Genomic DNA, 16326 nt, shown 5'->3' with positions numbered 1-16326 from the left:
GGGCAGTGCGGAGGACACTATGAAGCCCCGGAACTGGGCCATCGCGGCCAGCATTTCGTTCCTCGCCATGATGCTGGTGTACGGATACGGCGCCTCTCGGATGTTCTCCCTGGACATGCGGAAGGAATGCACCTATTTCCTTCACCAGGATTACGACCCGAAGTACGCCAGTGCGGGGGAGCAGTTCTTTCCGCTGTCGAAGAAGTGCAACGCGTCGTACGACATGGTGCCTTCCTTCGTCAATCCGTCCGTCGTCCTCTTCCTGGGTGTGACGTCGCTCTGCGCGGGCGCGGCCGTGGTCGCCGCCGTCCGGCGCCGGCGTGCCGTGCCGCTCCGCGTGAACTGACCGCGACCATCACATTCCTGGGAGAACCGATCATGACCGAAACCAACGTCCGACCCGCGCGCCGTACCGTCCTGAGCACAGGACTTGGCCTCGCGTGCGGTTTCGCCCTGTGGGGCACCGGCGTTCCGGACGCGAGCGCGGCACCCGCCGCCGGTGCCCGGCACTGGACCGGGAAGAAGAGCGCCAACGGCTGGCCGGTCGTCCCCGAGGCCGCCGCGCACCACGTCGAGGGCAGCCCGGCGACACTGACTGCTGTCGACGGCGACGTCGCCACCGTGCTGCTGTACGTGGCCCGACGTTTCCACTACGAGATCGACTCGCTCGGGAAGGGCGACATCCACGGCCACACCACGCGGACGGCGGTCGTCGCGGACTACGAGTCGAACCATCTGTCCGCGACGGCGATCTCGATCCGGCCCGCGATGTACCCGGCTGGTGCCGCGGACTGTCTGTTCCCCCAGCAGGTCGCGGTCGTCCGGGACATCCTGACCGAGTGCGAAGGCGTGGTGCGCTGGGGTGGCGACGACAAGACGGCTCCCCAGCAGGGGCACTTCCAGATCGATGTCGCTCCGGGCAGCGCCATCCTGAAGAGGGTGGCCGGAAAGATCAACGGCTGGGACGACACGCCGGGAGAGGGCGCGGGTACCCCTCAGGACGTGTTCAGCAGGGGCCGGCGTACCGCAGCCAAGCGGCTCGCCGACCGTCAGCGTGCCACCGCCTGACCCGGTGGGTTCCCGCGGCTGAGGCGTGGATCGTGGCCGGCGCCCCGCACTCCTCGTGGTGCGGGGCGCCGCGGTCTTCGTTGTCGAAGGCGGCCAACCCGGGACCTTCCCGGTGGGGTTGGAGCGCCGCCTCCGATATCGGGGGAGCGCGGGTACGTTGATTCCCAGCCGACTCAGGAGCGTTGCCCCATGGCCGTACGTGCCGCCGTTCTGCCCGCCGTCGGGTCTCCGCTGGAGGTCACCGGGATCGAGTTGCCGGAACCGGGTCCGGGCCGGGTCCGGGTGCGGCTCGCCGCCGCCGGGGTCTGCCACTCCGATCTGTCCCTGACCAACGGCACCCTGCGGGTTCCGGTGCCCGCCGTCCTCGGGCACGAGGGCGCGGGGACCGTCGTCGCGGTCGGCGAGGGCGTCACCCGCATCGCGCCCGGCGACGCGGTGGTGCTCAACTGGGCCCCGTCCTGCGGGAAATGCCACGCCTGCTCGCTCGGCGAGGTCTGGCTGTGCGCCAACGCGATGAACGGCGCCGCCGACGTCCACGCCCGCACCGCCGACGGCACCGAACTGCACCCCGGCCTGAACGTCGCCGCCTTCGCCGAGGAGACGGTGGTCGCCGCCTCCTGTGTGCTGCCCCTCCCGGACGGCGTCCCGCTCACCGACGCCGCGCTCCTCGGCTGCGCCGTCCTCACCGGCTACGGCGCCGTCCACCACGCGGCGAAGGTGCGCCCCGGCGAGACGGTCGCGGTGTTCGGCGTCGGCGGAGTGGGGCTCGCCACCCTCCAGGCCGCCCGGATCGCGGGCGCCGCGAGGATCGTCGCCGTGGACGTCTCCCCGGACAAGGAGGAACTCGCCCGCCGGGCGGGCGCCACGGACTTCCTGACGGCCACGGCGGACACCCCCCGCGAGATCCGCGCCCTCACCGGGAAACAGGGCGTCGACGTCGCCGTGGAATGCGTGGGGCGCGCGGTCACCATCCGCGCCGCCTGGGAGTCCACCCGCCGCGGCGGCCGCACCACGGTCGTCGGCATCGGAGGCAAGGACGAGCAGGTCACCTTCAACGCGCTGGAACTGTTCCACTGGGGCCGCACCCTGACCGGCTGCGTCTACGGCAACGCGGACCCGGCCAGGGACCTGCCCGTGCTCGCCGAGCACGTCCGCGCCGGCCGGCTGGACCTGACCACCCTGGTCACCGACCGGATTTCCCTGGACGACATCCCGGCCGCCTTCGAGAACATGCTGGTCGGCAAGGGCGGCCGGGCGCTGGTGGTGTTCTGAGACCCGCGGCTCGCGCCCGGATCAGGGCACGCGTTCCGGACGGGGCTCCTCGTGCGCCGTCCGGGAGGTCCGGCGGGGCGGGCGGGAGCGGGAGACCGCCACTCCGGCCAGGCACAGGGCCCCGCCCACCAGGGTCACCGGCCCCGGCACCTCACCCAGCGTCAGCCACGACATCAGCACGACCAGGGCCGGTACGGCGTACGTCGTCGCGCCCATCCGGCTCGCGGTCGTGCGGGACAGCGCGTAGGCCCAGGTCGTGAAGGCGAGCGCGGTCGGGAACACACCGAGGTAGACCATGTTGAGCGTGGCCGGCAGCGGCGCGCGGGCGGCGTCGTGGAGAAGCTGCCCGGTGAAGGGCAGACAGGCGACCGCGCCGACCAGGCACCCGAACGTCGTCACCTGCAGCACGCTCGCCCGGCCCAGCGCCGGCTTCTGGGCGACGACCCCGGAGGCGTACGCGACCGCCGCCAGCAGGCACAGCACCACGCCGAGCACCGAGGAGCCGCCCCCGCCCGACATCGACAGACCCACGGTCACCGCGCCCGCGAACGACACCGCCATGCCCGCCAGCAGGCGCGGCGGCATCGGGTCACCCAGCAGCCGCGCCCCGAGCAGCGCGATCAGCAGCGGGCCCACATTGACCACCAGGGCCGCGGTACCGGCGTCGACCTGCTGCTCGCCCCAGTTCAGGGCCACCATGTAGAAGCCGAACCACAGCAGCCCCGATATCGCGATCCCGCGCCAGGCCGCCCTCGGCGGCCACCCCTCCCGCCGCACCAGGCAGATCGCGCCCAGCGTCAGGGCCCCGGCCAGCAGCCGGCCGAGGGCGAGCGCGCCCGGCGAGTAAGCGGCTCCCGCGCTGCGGATGGAGACGAAGGCGGAGGCCCACAGCACCACGGTGACCGTGGCGGCCGCGGCGGCCGTGCGGGACGGGGAGACGTTCATCATGCTTCCTGAGGCTAGGCGGGCGGGGTTGGGCAGGGCTCGCGGATTTCGGACGGCCAAGGCAGGTGGGGCTGTGTTCCGAGCGGCGCGTGCGGGCGGCGCGGGCGGGCGGTGCGTTGGGTGGATCGATGCGTTGGGTGGATCGATGCGTGCGGTCGGGGCAAGTGAGTGGCGCGCTCCGAGCCCGCGGGGTCGGCCGGGGCGGGCGGGCGGCGTGCTCAGTGCAGTGCCGCCCTCTCGATCCCCAGCAGGTCGGACAGGGCGTGTTCGCCGGACGGGGTGACCGCGACGGCGCGCTCGGAGCCGATGCGTACGCACCAGCCCGCGTCGAACGCGTGCCGGCACAGGGCCGCGCCCGCGGCCCCGGCGAGATGGGGGCGCCGTTCCGTCCAGTCGAGACAGGCACGGGCCAGCGGGCGCCGTCCCGTGCGGTCGAGGCCGATACCCACCGCGCCGAACCACGTCAGCCCGGCGTCCGTGAGCGCGAAGCCGAGGTCCTGGCGCAGCAGTCCGCGCGCGCTGAGCGCGTCGGTGACCGCGATGCCGAGCCGCCCGGCGAGATGGTCGTAGCAGGTGCGCCCGCGGGCCATCGCCGACCCGGCGCTCGCCTCCCGCAGCGTGCGCGGCCGGTGCGCGGCCCGCGGGGCGGCCTGGGCGGCCAGGTCCTCCACGAGCTGGGCGACCCGCGCGTCGGCCAGGCGTACGTACCGGTGCCGTCCCTGCCGCTCCTCGGTGAGCAGCCCGCCCGCGACGAGCTTGCCCAGGTGCTCGCTGAGCGTGGACGCGGCGACGCCCGCGCGCCGGGCCAGCTCGCCGGCCGTCCACGCCCGCCCGTCCAGCAGCGCCAGCAGGCACGCGGCCCGCGTCTCGTCGGCGAGCAGCCCGGCGAGCGCGGCCAGTGGGGATGCCACGGGGTCCGCGCGCCCGGACGACGTACGTTCTGCGGTGCTCATGAGGCCAGCATGGAACACGGACGCTTCGGCGCCCGCCGAAGTGTGCTCACCCGTCCCGCCCCAGCTGCTCGTACTGCCGCGCCAGCCCGTCCAGCAGGGCCGCCAGACCCGTCTCGAAGGCCCGCTCGTCGATCCTCTCCTGCCGCTCGGCCAGGAGATGGGCCTGCCCGAGGCGCGGATAGCCGGACGGGTCGTAGGCGCCGGCGTCGTCCACGAAGCCCCCGGCGAAGGAGCCGAGCGCGGAGCCCATGACGAAGTACCGCATCAGCGCGCCGATCGAGGTGGCCTGGGCCGGAGGCCAGCCCGCGTCGGTCATCGCGCCGTGGACGGCGTCGGCCAGCCGCAGCGCGGCGGGGCGGCGGCCGGGGCCACGGGCGAGGACCGGCACGATGTTCGGATGGTCGCGCAGGGCGGCCCGGTAGGACACGGCCCAGTCGCGCAGCGCGGTCCGCCAGTCCCGGCCGTCCTCGAACATCGACAGATCGACCTGCGCGCTCACCGAGTCCGCGACCGCCTCCAGGATCTCGTCCTTGGTCCGGAAGTGGTTGTAGAGCGAGGGCCCGCTCACCCCGAGTCCGGCGGCGAGCCGGCGGGTGGAGACGGCCGCCAGGCCCTCCGCGTCCACGAGCTCCCGCGCCGCCGCGACGATGCGGTCGGCGCTCAGGAGCGGGGTGCGGGGCCGGGCCATGGCGCACATCGTAGAGGGGCGGGATCGAACGGCCGGCGCCCGCGCGGGCGGGAGCGGCCGGCCCGCCTCGGGCACCCGGAGTTCTGAGTACGTGAGCTGAGTATCCCGACGGATGCGGCGGCGGGTCCGCGGGCCGACGCTGGTCGCCATGAGTGACACACCGGTCAAACAGCAGAACACCGCCGCCTTCTACGGCCAGTCGGTCGCCTCGTTCGCCATCGCCATGGCGGCCACCACCATCGGCATCTTCAGGCTGAACGCCGACGCCTGGGTGCGCGCCTTCCTCGCCGTCGCCGTCCTGTACCTTGTCACCTCCGCGTTCACCCTGGCCAAGGTGGTCAGGGACCGCCAGGAGGCCGGGCGGATCGTCAGCCGGGTCGACCAGGCCCGGCTGGAGAAGCTGCTCTCCGAACACGATCCGTTCGAGAAGCTGTGATGCCGCGGGCCGCCGCACACCGCCGGCCCCGCCGAGGCTAAGCGAGCGCTCACCCTCGGCGGTATGGTGGTCCCCCTGACGCGAAAGAGGGGCGAGCGATGACTACGGCGGAGGAGACGGCCGGCGGCGAGCCGCAGCCGTGGGGCGAGGTCACCCCGGACGCGGCCCGGCGGCTGCTCGTGGCCGCCGTGGAGGCCTTCGCCGAACGCGGCTACCACGCGACGACGACCCGCGACATCGCGGGCCGGGCCGGAATGAGCCCGGCCGCCCTCTACATCCACTACCGCACCAAGGAAGAACTGCTCCACCGCATCAGCCGGATCGGCCACGAGAAGGCGCTGGAGATCCTGCGCACGGCCGCCCGGCGCGAGGGCGGCGCGACCGAGCGGCTCGCCGACGCCGTGAGCTCCTTCGTACGCTGGCACGCGGGCGGGCGCACCACGGCCCGGGTCGTGCAGTACGAGCTGGACTCACTCGGCCCGGACGCCCGTGCGGAGATCCTCGCGCTGCGCCGTCAGGTCGACGCCGAGGTGCGCGGGATCATCGAGGACGGCGTCGCCTCGGGCGAGTTCGACGTGCTGGACGTGCGCGGGACCACGCTGGCGGTGCTCTCCCTGTGCATCGACGTCGCCCGCTGGTTCAACGTCGACGGCCCCCGCACACCCGACGAGGTCGGCGCGCTGTACGCCGACCTCGTGCTGCGGATGGTCGGGGCCTGACGGCACCTGCCCGAGAGGTCCTGAAGGCGGGTCCTAGAGGTAGTACCGCACCACCGACTCCGCCACGCATACCGGCTTGTCGCCGCCCTCGCGCTCCACGGTGAAGGCGACGGTCACCTGCACCCCGCCCGTCACCTCGTCCACACCGGTGATCACAGCGGTGGACCGCAGCCGTGAGCCGACCGGGACGGGGGCGGGGAAACGGACCTTGTTGGTGCCGTAGTTGACGCCCATCCGCACGCCCCGCACCTCGATCAGCTGCGGCCCGAAGACCGGGAGCAGCGACAGGGTCAGATAGCCGTGGGCGATGGTGGTGCCGAAGGGGCCCGCGGCGGCCCTCTCCGGATCCACGTGGATCCACTGGTGGTCGCCGGTCGCGTCGGCGAAGAGGTCGATCCGCTTCTGGTCGATCTCCAGCCAGTCGGTGTACCCGAGCGGCTCGCCCACCGCGGCCCTGATGTCGTCGGGGGACGTGAAGATCCTCGGCTCCGCCATGTGTCCGGCCTCCCGCCTCGCGGATGAAGTCTAAGCAACTGCTTAGCATGGCCGGGTGAGTGACCCCTGTCAACGGACCGGGCGGGTGGCGCGGTGGGTAGGCTCTGAGAGGTGCCCCAGATCCCCGAGAAGATCCATGAGCTGACCGTCGGCCAGGTGGCGGCGCGCAGCGGCGCCGCCGTCTCCGCGCTGCACTTCTACGAGTCCAAGGGCCTGATCAGCAGCCGCCGCACATCGGGCAACCAGCGCCGCTACACCCGCGACACGCTGCGCCGGGTCGCGTTCGTCCGGGCGGCGCAGCGCGTGGGCATCCCGCTCGCCACGATCCGTGAGGCGCTCGCCCGGCTCCCCGAGGAGCGCACGCCCACGCGAGAGGACTGGGCCCGCCTCTCCGAGGCCTGGCGCTCCGAGCTCGACGAGCGCATCAGACAGCTCAACCGGCTCCGCGACCACCTCACCGACTGCATCGGCTGCGGCTGCCTCTCCCTGGACACCTGCGTACTGTCCAACCCGGACGACATCTTCGGCGACCACCTGACAGGCTCACGCCTGCTGACGGAACGGGGCAGCGACCCCAGCCGCGCGTAGCCCCGTCACACGGGAACGCCGCGCGGGCTGCGCCGGTCCTTCGCCCGGCGAGGTGCGCCGTTTCGCACCATGCCGGCGGGCGGACGGCCCCCTGGCCCTGCGTTGGCCCCTCGCGCGGACCGGCTACTGCCGCGCCGGACCTCTTGGATCGCGGCACGGGCCGTGCCGGTCCGCCGCCCCGCGAGGCGCGCTTGTCCGCACCGTGCCGGCGGGCAGCGGGTCCCCTGGTCGCGAGTTGGCCCGTCGCACTGAACCGGCAATCCCGGCGCCGGACCTCCCGGAACGCTGCACGGGCTGCGCCGGACCCGCGAGGCGCGTCGCTCCGCACCCTGCCGGTGGGCCGGCGGTTTCCCGGCCGCGCGGAGGCCTCTCGCACGGAACCGGCCACCGCCGCACAACACCCCACCGGTCGCGCCGGTCCGCCACCTCACGGGCTGCGCCGGTCCGCCGCCCCCGCGAGGCGCGTCGGATCGCACCCCGCCGGCGGCCCGGCGGTTCGCACCCCGCCGGCGGCCCGGCGGTTTCCGGCCGCCGGGCGGGGGCCGGGGGTCCCGGCTGCCGCCCGGCAGGGCCGGCGCGCCTTGCCTCGTGTGTCTGACGTCGTGGTCAGGCGGACATCAACAGCCGGCCCCGCCTGGCGTACGCCAGGGCCTCGGGGCCGAGGACGGGCAGCGGGACCAGGATCCCGCAGTCCGCGCAGACCGGACCGGACGACGGCTCGTGATCCAGGTCGTGCGACCAGCCGAGCCGCTCCCCGCCGCACACCGGGCACGACGCGCCCGGCTCGCGCTCCAGTGCGGCGATCAGCCGGCGCAGCACCTCGGCCAGCGGCTCACGCGGGTGCACCCGCGGGTCGTCGCACCAGGCGACCCCGAACCCGCCCCAGGTCATCCGGTGCCAGTCGTCCACGCTGCCCGGCCTGCGCAGCCCGTCGTGCTTCTCCTGCTTGCGGCGCCTGGCGAACCCGGCCTCGTAGTCGAGCCACACCGAACGCGCTTCCTCCAGTTCGTCCAATGCGGCCACGAGCCGCACCGGATCGGGGGACCTGTCCTCGGGACCGAACCCGGCCCGCGAGCAGAGATGGTCCCAGGTCGCCCTGTGCCCATAGGGAGCGAACCGCTCGAGGCACTTGCGGAGCGAGTAACGCCGCAGCGCCAGATCGCACCGCGGGTCCCTCACCTGTCTCGCCAGACTCCGGAAACCGGCCATCGCCCTGCACCTCCGTCACACCTGCATCCGCACTTCGGTCACTGCGGCGTCGTGCGGAGCCGTCACGACGGCTCCGCCGGATAGACGTGCCGTCGTCCCATCCGGCTCCATCCGTTTTCCGATGCCCGCCATAACGCCGCCCTGGTTGACCTTCACGGGGTGGCGCCGAAAAGTGACGCACGTTCATCTTCCCCCTGGGGGGATACCGGCGGTAACCTCCGGCACCACCCCTCGGGAGGAGTTGCCATGCCACGGCGCACCCCACACAACGCGCTCGACAGACTGAGAACTCCCCGCAGAATCCCCGGGTTCCTGAAGACCGCCTCGGTATGCGTTCTCATTGCCGGTCTTTTGTCACCCTTTTCTCAAGCGGCGGCGGCCGGAACCCCGGCCGGCGCCGCCGCCGTGACCGCCGCGGCCCCGAACGACTACTGCGGCGGCCAGTGCTCCGACATCCTGCCGCCCGGCGAGAACGGCAACGCCACCCTCGCCCAGGTCCTCCTCAACCAGGCCTTCGGCATCCAGCCCGACCACGCCGAGGACCAGCTCGGCCCGTACGCGAACCTGGCCACGGGCTACCCCGCGCTCACCGACGCGAAGATCAACTCCTTCTTCAACGACGCCTCGTTCGGCGTCCCCTCCGGACAGGTCGCGTCCACCGAGAAACCGGCGGGCCGCGCCGACGTGACGATCGTCCGCGACAAGAAGACCGGTGTACCCCACATCACGGGCACCACCCGTTACGGCACCGAGTTCGGCGCCGGGTACGCCGCCGCCGAGGACCGGCTGTGGCTCATGGACGTCTTCCGGCACGTCGGCCGCGGGCAGCTGACCTCCTTCGCCGGCGGCGCGGCCTCCAACCAGGGCCTGGAGCAGGAGTTCTGGCGCAACGCCCCGTACTCCGAGGCCGACCTCCAGGCGCAGATCGACCGCGCCGTGGCCGGCAACGGCGCCCGCGGGCAGCAGGCGCTCGGCGACGTGAACGCCTACCTCGACGGCATCAACGCCTACATCGACGCCTCCGACTCCGGCCGCTACTTCCCGGGCGAGTACGTCCTGACCGGCCACAAGGACTCGATCACCAACGCCGGCACCATCGCCCACTTCAAGGTCACCGACATGGTCGCGCTGGGCTCCGTGGTCGGCGCCCTGTTCGGCTCGGGCGGCGGGGGCGAGGTGAACAACGCGCTGTCCCTGCTGGCCGCCCAGTCCAAGTTCGGCGTCGAGGAGGGCACCAGGATCTGGGAGTCCTTCCGCGAGCGCAACGACCCCGAGGCCGCCCTGACCGTCCACGACGGCACGAGCTACCCGTACGCGAGGAAGCCCGACGACCCCAGGGGCCGGGCCCTGCCCGACGCCGGCTCGGTGGCCCAGGAACCCCTGGTGTACGACCGCACGGGCAGCGCGACGGCCAGGACCGCGCGCGATGCCGCCTCCTCGGCCGCGAAGAGCGCCCTGTCCTCCGCCCGGCGCGGCATGTCCAACGCCCTCGTGGTCGGCGGCGCGCACACCGCGAGCGGCCACCCGGTCGCCGTCTTCGGTCCGCAGACCGGCTACTTCGCGCCCCAGTTGCTGATGCTCCAGGAGATCCAGGGTCCGGGCATCAGCGCCCGCGGCGCCTCCTTCGCCGGCCTGAGCATGTACGTCGAGCTCGGCCGGGGCCAGGACTACTCGTGGAGCGCCACGACCTCCGGCCAGGACATCATCGACACCTACGCCGTCGAACTGTGCCAGGACGACTTCCACTACCTGTACCGCGGCACCTGCACGGCCATGGACAAGGTCGAGCAGGCCAACTCCTGGAAGCCCACCGTCGCCGACGGAACAGCGGCCGGCTCCTACACCATGCGCGTGTGGCGCACGAAGTACGGCCCGGTCGAGTACCGCGCCACCGTCGGCGGCAAGAAGGTCGCCTACACCACCCTGCGCTCCTCCTACCTGCACGAGGCCGACTCGATCATCGGCTTCCAGATGCTCAACGACCCCGACTTCGTGAAGGGCCCGGAGGACTTCCAGAAGGCCGCGCAACACATCAACTACACGTTCAACTGGTTCTACGCCGACTCCCGGCACACCGCGTACTACAACAGCGGCGACAACCCGGTGCGGGCGAACGGCGTGGACGCCGAGTTCCCGGTGTGGGCGCAGCCGGCGTACGAGTGGCGCGGCTGGGACCCGGCGGCCAACACCGCGGACTGCACCCCGCCCTCCGCCCACCCCGCCTCCGTCGACCAGGACTACTACATCTCCTGGAACAACAAGCAGGCCCTCGACTACTCCGCGGCGTCCTGGGGCAACGGCTCCGTGCACCGCGGCGACCTGCTGGAGGACCGGGTGAGGAAGCTGGTCGCGGCCGGCGGGGTGAACCGCGCCTCGCTGGTGAAGGCGATGGCGGACGCGGCCGTGGCCGACCTCAGGGCCGAGGACGTGCTGCCGAACCTGCTGAAGCTGATCAACAGCTCGCCGGTGACCGACTCCACGGCCGCCGCGGCGGTGGGCAAGCTCCAGGCCTGGCTGACTGCGGGAGCGAAGCGCACCGAGACCTCGGCCGGCTCCAAGGCGTACGCCAACGCCGAGGCCATCAGGATCCTCGACGCCTGGTGGCCGCTGCTGGTGAAGGCCGAGTTCGAACCGGGGCTCGGCAGCGACCTCTACGGCGCCTTCACCGCCAACCTGCCGGTCGACGAGTCACCCTCGGCCGGGCACGGCCCGACCGGCTCGCACGCGGGCAGCTCCTTCCAGTACGGCTGGTGGAGCTATGTCGACAAGGACATCCGGGCGGTGCTCGGCGAGTCGGTGCAAGGTCCGCTGGGCCGGACGTTCTGCGGCGGCGGCACTCAGAGCGCCTGCCGTGACACCCTGATCGGCACGCTGAAGCAGGCGGCGGGAGCGAAGGCGGCCCAGGTCTACCCCGGCGACGACGAGTGCTCGGCGGGCGACCAGTGGTGTGCCGACTCGATCGTCCAGCGTGCCCTGGGCGGCATCAAGCACGGGAAGATCAGCTGGCAGAACCGGCCGACCTTCCAGCAGGTCGTGGAGTACACCGGCCACCGTTAGGGGCTCGCGAACGCGGGGTCCGAGCCAGGCGGCGGGCCGGTGTCAGTGGACGCGGCCCGCCGCCAGCACCACCTGCGCCAGTTCCGGGTGCAGGATGTCGTTGTGCGCGCCGGCCGGCGGGCCGCCGCGCCTGACCACCTCGGACGCGTCCACGTTGACGCATCCCGACACCGGAAGCGGCCCGGCCAGGGCCGTGGCGAGCGTGCACGCGCGTGTGCCGGTCACCGCCTGCACACCGTCGTGTCCCATCGCGCCCCAGGCGGGTCCGAGCAGGGCGCCCACGTCGACGCCGAGCACCGACCGGTCGTCGTCCGCCATCCGTGAGGCCAGCGGATAGAGCGTGCCGAGGGCCGTGTCGAAGAGGGAGTGGCAGCACACCAGGGGGCCGTCGACCCGGCGCTCCCGGCCCCGCAGCACTCCGCCCGCGCGCGGGTCGCCGGGCAGCCGGGACGCGAACGCGTAGTGGGAGAAGGCGCCTTGGAGCAGTGTCACGGACTTCACCGTCCGTACCCCCTCGGGCAGCCCGTTCAGCGCGAACGACACCAGCCGCCCGCCGAAGCTGTGCCCCACCAGATGGACCCGCACCCCGGGCGCCGCCTGCGCGAGCCGCCCGAGCACCGGGCCCAGCCCCCGCTCGCCGACGACGCCCGCGCGCCGCTTCATCGTGTAGTACGTCGCCTGCCGCAGCAGTTCCTTCGCGCCGTTCCACGGGTTCGGCAGCGTGAACGACCGCTGCCCGCCCGGGTCCTGGAGTCCGGCGAGGGCGCCGGCGAACTCGGCGCAGACGTCCGCCGCGGGCCGTGCGAACATCGCCGGCCCGTGCTGCGGCACGCCCTCCGTCACGGTGTCCGCCGCGAACCGGGCAGCCGGTCCCGGCGACACGTCCTCCGTCAGCCGCCCCACCAGTCGTCCGAACTCCTCCAGCGCGGCCGGTTCCCGCACGGGGCCGTCCAGCATCCGCGCGAGCGCGTCGACCACCGCGGCCCGCCCGGGGAACGTGCCCCGCAGCGCCCTGCGGGTGTCCTTGTCGAGCCCCGTCGACGGCGCCGGTCCCGCGGCGGTGGAGCGGGGGAAGTCGGGGATGGGCTCGTCGCAGAACCGCATCGACGGCCACACCACCCCGACGTACCCGATCCCGGCCGCCGGGGCGAGCCGCGGGATCGGCGCGAAGAAGCCGCCGTAGAGCCGGGTCGCCTCCGAGCGGTCGTTGTTCCAGCCGTGCGCGAAGACGATCAGGTCGCGCACCGGCGGCCGTCCGGCTCCGGCGAGCAGCCGGTCCCGCTCTGTGCCGTCCACGTCCCCGTCGGCGTCGAAGGTCAGCTCCCAGTAGGGCGCCACACCGATGTCCGGATCCGCCATGACCGGCCCCCTCGTCCCCACAGGCTCAGCGATGTGTCGCGCATCGTCCTGCCAACGGGGCGGAGGGGCCAGGGGTCACGGCACATCAGTAGAGGAGGTATTGCTTCCGCATCCTCCGGAACGCGGCCAGCTCCTGCCGCCAGGCCGCCACCACCTCGTCGGTGTCCGCCCCCACGTCGATCATCGTGCGCACCCGGGTGGAGCCGGTGAGCTTGTCGATCCAGTTGTCCGAGCGCCAGGCGAAGCCGCTCCAGACCCGCTTGGCGGTCACGAGCAGACCGATCCCGGTCCGCACCGGATCGAAGGCGTCCCGGTTGTGCACATGGATCTGCACTCCGCCGACGGTCCTGTCCTGGAACTTGGAGAAGGTGGGCGCGAAGTACGCCTCCCGGAAGTACACCCCCGGCAGGTGCAGCCCCTCGGCCGCGGCCGCCCAGCGCCCGTCGACGCCCTCCGCGCCGAGCAGCTCGAAGGGGCGGGTGGTGCCCCGGCCCTCCGACAGGTTGGTGCCCTCGAACAGGCACGTCCCGGAGTAGACCAGGGCGGTGTCGGGGGTCGGCATGTTCGGGCTCGGCGGCACCCAGGGAAGACCGGAGGCGTCGTAGAAGTCCGAGCGACGCCAGCCGGTCATCAGAACGGTCTCCAGCGGGACCGGCGTGGTGAGGAACTCGCCGTTGAACAGCCGGGCCAGCTCGGCGACGGTCATGCCGTGCGCCTGCGCGATCGGCTGCCGTCCCACGAAGGTCGCGAACTCCGGGTGCAGCACAGGGCCGAGCGCGTCCCGGCCGCTCACCGGGTTGGGCCGGTCGAGCACCACGAACCGCTTGCCGGCGAGGGCCGCGGCCTCCATGCAGTCGTACAGCGTCCAGATGTAGGTGTAGAAGCGGGCGCCCGCGTCCTGGATGTCGAAGACGACCGTGTCCACGCCGGAGGCCGCGAAGACGTCGGCGAGCGGCTGCCCGCTCTTGAGGTACGTGTCGTACACCGGCAGCCCGGTGGCCGGGTCGTCGTAGCGGCCCTCGGAGCCGCCCGCCTGCGCGGTGCCGCGGAAGCCGTGCTCGGGGCCGAAGACGGCCACCAGGTTCACCCGGCGGTCGGCGTGCATCACGTCCACGATGTGCCGCACGTCCCGGGTGACGCCGGTCGGGTTGGTGACCACCCCGACCCGCTGCCCGCGCAGCGAGGCGTAGCCCTCGGCGTCCAGGCGCTCGAAACCGGTGCGCAGCGGGCGGTTGCCGCCGGGAGCGGCCTGGGCCGGGCCCGCCACGGCTCCGGAGGCCGCCGCGGCGGCGGTGGTGGCGAGCAGGCTCCGTCTGGACAGCTTCATACAGTGACCTCCGTGATCGCTGCGGGTGTCATGTCCACGCACGCTAGCGTGCGCCCGTCCCCCAGGGAACGAAGCGGACGGCGCCTCCCGCGGAACATGTCTTCCGGCACCACATACCGACTGGTTAGTCTGGAGCGGCGGAGCCGTTCCGTGTCATGTCGCAGCCAGGCCGAAGGAGACCGATGGTGCAAGCCGTGCAGGGTGCGGGAGTGGTGGTCACCGGAGCCGGCGGCGGGATCGGCGCCGCCCTGGCCCGCCGGTTCGCCGCCGAGGGCGCCCGCGTCGTCGTCAACGACCTCGACGCCGACCGGGCCGCGGCCGTCGCCGCGGAGATCGGCGGCACCGCCCTCCCGGGCGACGCCTCCGAGGTCGTCGCCGCGGCCCGCGACGCGCTCGGCGGCACGGTCGACGTGTACTGCGCCAACGCGGGCCTCGGCGCTGGCGGTTCCGAGGCGGCGGGCGAGGAGATGTGGGCCAAGGCCTGGGACGTCAACGTCATGGCCCACGTCCGCGCGGCCGAGACGCTGCTCCCGGGCTGGCTGGAACGCGGCAGCGGCCGGTTCGTCTCCACCGTGTCCGCGGCCGGGCTGCTCACCATGATCGGCGCCGCCCCCTACAGCGTCACCAAGCACGGCGCGTACGCCTTCGCCGAGTGGCTGTCGCTGACCTACCGCCACCGCGGGATCAAGGTGCACGCGATCTGCCCGCAGGGCGTGCGCACCGACATGCTGGCCGCCACCGGCAGCGCCGGCGACCTGGTGCTCCGGCCCACCGCGATCGCACCGGAGGACGTGGCCGACGCCCTGCTGGAGGGCATCGCCCAGGACCGCTTCCTGATCCTGCCGCACCCCGAGGTCGCCGGGTTCTACCGGGCCAGGGCCGCCGATCCCGACCGCTGGCTGACGAACATGAACCACATCCAGCGCACCTGGGAGGAGACCGGGTGACACCGGGGGCGGGGCCGACCGGGATCCTGCCGGACGCGCCGGCGGCGGCAAATGGGAGGATCCTCCGTCGGGAACCGCGTTCCCCCAGGCAGCACAGCGAGCAGGAACACGGAAGGCAGGTGGCGGCAGGTGCCCAGGACGACGGACTCAGGCGGCACGCCGGTGCCGCAGCGGCTCCTGGCCGCCGCCACCCGGCTCTTCGCCGAGCAGGGCTACGACCGCACCTCGGTGCAGGAGATCGTCGAGGCGGCCGGCGTCACCAAGGGGGCGCTGTACCACTACTTCGGCTCCAAGGACGACCTCCTGCACGAGGTGTACGCGCGCGTGCTGCGCGTCCAGCAGGAGCGCCTCGACGCCTTCGCGGACGCCGACGAACCGGTGGAGAAGCGGCTGCGGGACGCGGCGGCGGACGTGGTGGTCACCACCATCGAGAACCTCGACGACGCCATGATCTTCTTCCGCTCGATGCACCACCTCGGCCCGGAGAAGAACAAGCAGGTGCGCGCCGAGCGGCGGCGCTACCACGAACGCTTCCGCGCGCTCATCGAGGAGGGCCAGCGGGCCGGCGTCTTCTCCACGGCGACCCCGGCCGACCTGGTGGTCGACTACCACTTCGGCTCCGTCCACCACCTGTCGACCTGGTACCGCCCCGACGGCCCGCTCGGCCCCCAGCAACTCGCGGACCATCTGGCAGACCTGCTGCTGCGGGCACTGCGGCCGTAGCGGGCGCGGCGCCGCCGGTTCACCCCGGCGACCGGTGCGCCTTCAGGCGCTCGTAGGCGGCCAGCCCGTCCGGCACCCACTGCCACTCGCCCAGGCGGCGTTCCACCTCGTCCTCGGGCAGGAAGTCGTACCAGGCGACCTCCTCGGCCTGCGGGCTCACCGGCAGCTCGCAGCGCACCTGGTAGACGGCCGACCACCAGGTGAGGCCCGCGCCGTCGTCGTACAGGAACTTGAAGAGGTACTCGGGGCGGGGCAGCCCCGTCACGCCCAGTTCCTCCTCGGCCTCGCGCAGGGCCGCGTCGTCGTAGGCCTCGCCCGCGCCGACCACCCCGCCGACGAACATGTCGTGGAGCGAGGGGAAGGCCAGCTTGGTGGCGGTGCGCCGGTGGACGAAGAGGCGGCCCTCCGCGTCCCGGGCCTGCACGAAGACACAGCGGTGGCGCAGCCCCTCCGCGTACACCCGGCCGCGCGGGGACTGCCCGACGACGCGGTCGTGCTCGTCGACGATGTCGAGGATCTCGTCTTCAGCGCTCATACGGC

The 16326-nt window shown here is 73.0% G+C and carries 17 protein-coding genes; 9 read left to right on the top strand and 8 right to left on the bottom strand.

All coding sequences use genetic code 11. The features are described from left to right. Positions 1 to 19: 19 nt before the first annotated feature. The 3 genes from ACIP4X_RS15950 (at position 20) to ACIP4X_RS15940 (ending at position 2340) form a co-directional block, all read left to right on the top strand. The gene (locus tag ACIP4X_RS15950; RefSeq protein ID WP_358735315.1) at positions 20 to 346 is read left to right on the top strand and encodes a hypothetical protein; all 327 of its coding nucleotides are present in this window, start codon (positions 20 to 22) and stop codon (positions 344 to 346) included. Between the two features lie 32 nt (positions 347 to 378). Beyond that, positions 379 to 1068 carry a hypothetical protein gene (locus ACIP4X_RS15945; RefSeq protein WP_401348763.1) on the top strand — a complete coding sequence of 230 codons (690 nt, stop codon included), beginning with the start codon at positions 379 to 381 and terminating at the stop codon, positions 1066 to 1068. Positions 1069 to 1257: 189 nt separating this feature from the next. Further along, a complete protein-coding gene (locus ACIP4X_RS15940; RefSeq protein WP_401348760.1) occupies positions 1258 to 2340 on the top strand; it encodes a zinc-binding dehydrogenase in 1083 nt (360 codons plus the stop codon). A gap of 21 nt (positions 2341 to 2361) precedes the next feature. Here the strand turns inward: ACIP4X_RS15940 and ACIP4X_RS15935 are convergent, their stop codons facing one another. The 3 genes from ACIP4X_RS15935 to ACIP4X_RS15925 all read right to left on the bottom strand — a co-directional run bounded on the left by ACIP4X_RS15935 (position 2362) and on the right by ACIP4X_RS15925 (position 4926). Further along, positions 2362 to 3285, bottom strand: coding sequence for an EamA family transporter (locus tag ACIP4X_RS15935; RefSeq protein ID WP_391456625.1), 924 nt, complete (start codon positions 3283 to 3285; stop codon positions 2362 to 2364). Positions 3286 to 3503: 218 nt separating this feature from the next. Then, positions 3504 to 4238 (bottom strand): winged helix-turn-helix domain-containing protein, encoded by a 735-nt coding sequence (locus ACIP4X_RS15930; RefSeq protein WP_358735308.1) that lies wholly within the window; start codon positions 4236 to 4238, stop codon positions 3504 to 3506. A gap of 46 nt (positions 4239 to 4284) precedes the next feature. After that, positions 4285 to 4926: a TetR/AcrR family transcriptional regulator gene (locus ACIP4X_RS15925; protein ID WP_358735306.1), complete on the bottom strand. Its 642-nt coding sequence runs from the start codon at positions 4924 to 4926 to the stop codon at positions 4285 to 4287. A 148-nt stretch (positions 4927 to 5074) separates the two neighbouring features. On the opposite strand from ACIP4X_RS15925, the gene ACIP4X_RS15920 reads away from it, so the two are divergent. Continuing rightward, positions 5075 to 5362, top strand: a complete 288-nt coding sequence (locus ACIP4X_RS15920) for a YiaA/YiaB family inner membrane protein (protein ID WP_358735304.1) — start codon at positions 5075 to 5077, stop codon at positions 5360 to 5362. Positions 5363 to 5460: 98 nt separating this feature from the next. Next, positions 5461 to 6081 (top strand): TetR/AcrR family transcriptional regulator, encoded by a 621-nt coding sequence (locus ACIP4X_RS15915; RefSeq protein ID WP_401348754.1) that lies wholly within the window; start codon positions 5461 to 5463, stop codon positions 6079 to 6081. A gap of 33 nt (positions 6082 to 6114) precedes the next feature. Here the strand turns inward: ACIP4X_RS15915 and ACIP4X_RS15910 are convergent, their stop codons facing one another. Beyond that, positions 6115 to 6576 (bottom strand): MaoC family dehydratase, encoded by a 462-nt coding sequence (locus tag ACIP4X_RS15910; protein WP_358735300.1) that lies wholly within the window; start codon positions 6574 to 6576, stop codon positions 6115 to 6117. A 111-nt stretch (positions 6577 to 6687) separates the two neighbouring features. On the opposite strand from ACIP4X_RS15910, the gene soxR reads away from it, so the two are divergent. Further along, a complete protein-coding gene (soxR, locus tag ACIP4X_RS15905; protein WP_358735298.1) occupies positions 6688 to 7164 on the top strand; it encodes a redox-sensitive transcriptional activator SoxR in 477 nt (158 codons plus the stop codon). Positions 7165 to 7770: 606 nt separating this feature from the next. Here the strand turns inward: soxR and ACIP4X_RS15900 are convergent. Then, complete coding sequence (locus ACIP4X_RS15900; RefSeq protein ID WP_362346821.1) at positions 7771 to 8373, bottom strand: hypothetical protein; 603 nt, start codon at positions 8371 to 8373, stop codon at positions 7771 to 7773. Positions 8374 to 8619: 246 nt separating this feature from the next. On the opposite strand from ACIP4X_RS15900, the gene ACIP4X_RS15895 reads away from it, so the two are divergent. Then, entirely contained in the window at positions 8620 to 11430 is a 2811-nt protein-coding gene (locus ACIP4X_RS15895; RefSeq protein ID WP_401348750.1) for a penicillin acylase family protein, read from the top strand. 42 nt (positions 11431 to 11472) lie between these two features. On the opposite strand, the gene ACIP4X_RS15890 is transcribed toward ACIP4X_RS15895, so the two are convergent. Then, the gene (locus tag ACIP4X_RS15890) at positions 11473 to 12789 is read right to left on the bottom strand and encodes a serine-threonine protein kinase (RefSeq protein ID WP_401348748.1); all 1317 of its coding nucleotides are present in this window, start codon (positions 12787 to 12789) and stop codon (positions 11473 to 11475) included. Between the two features lie 85 nt (positions 12790 to 12874). Continuing rightward, positions 12875 to 14116: an exo-beta-N-acetylmuramidase NamZ domain-containing protein gene (locus tag ACIP4X_RS15885; protein WP_401348745.1), complete on the bottom strand. Its 1242-nt coding sequence runs from the start codon at positions 14114 to 14116 to the stop codon at positions 12875 to 12877. Between the two features lie 182 nt (positions 14117 to 14298). On the opposite strand from ACIP4X_RS15885, the gene ACIP4X_RS15880 reads away from it, so the two are divergent. Beyond that, positions 14299 to 15063, top strand: coding sequence for an SDR family oxidoreductase (locus tag ACIP4X_RS15880; RefSeq protein ID WP_358735289.1), 765 nt, complete (start codon positions 14299 to 14301; stop codon positions 15061 to 15063). 129 nt (positions 15064 to 15192) lie between these two features. Next, a complete protein-coding gene (locus ACIP4X_RS15875; protein ID WP_100567715.1) occupies positions 15193 to 15786 on the top strand; it encodes a TetR/AcrR family transcriptional regulator in 594 nt (197 codons plus the stop codon). A gap of 19 nt (positions 15787 to 15805) precedes the next feature. Here ACIP4X_RS15875 and ACIP4X_RS15870 read toward each other — a convergent pair whose 3' ends face one another. Then, entirely contained in the window at positions 15806 to 16321 is a 516-nt protein-coding gene (locus ACIP4X_RS15870; protein WP_358735285.1) for an NUDIX domain-containing protein, read from the bottom strand. Positions 16322 to 16326 lie beyond the last annotated feature (5 nt).

Source organism: Streptomyces sp. NPDC088817 (assembly GCF_044750345.1).
GTDB lineage: Bacteria > Actinomycetota > Actinomycetes > Streptomycetales > Streptomycetaceae > Streptomyces.
Note: the sequence above shows the minus strand (reverse complement) of the source record. Positions and strands in the feature narration are given on the sequence as shown.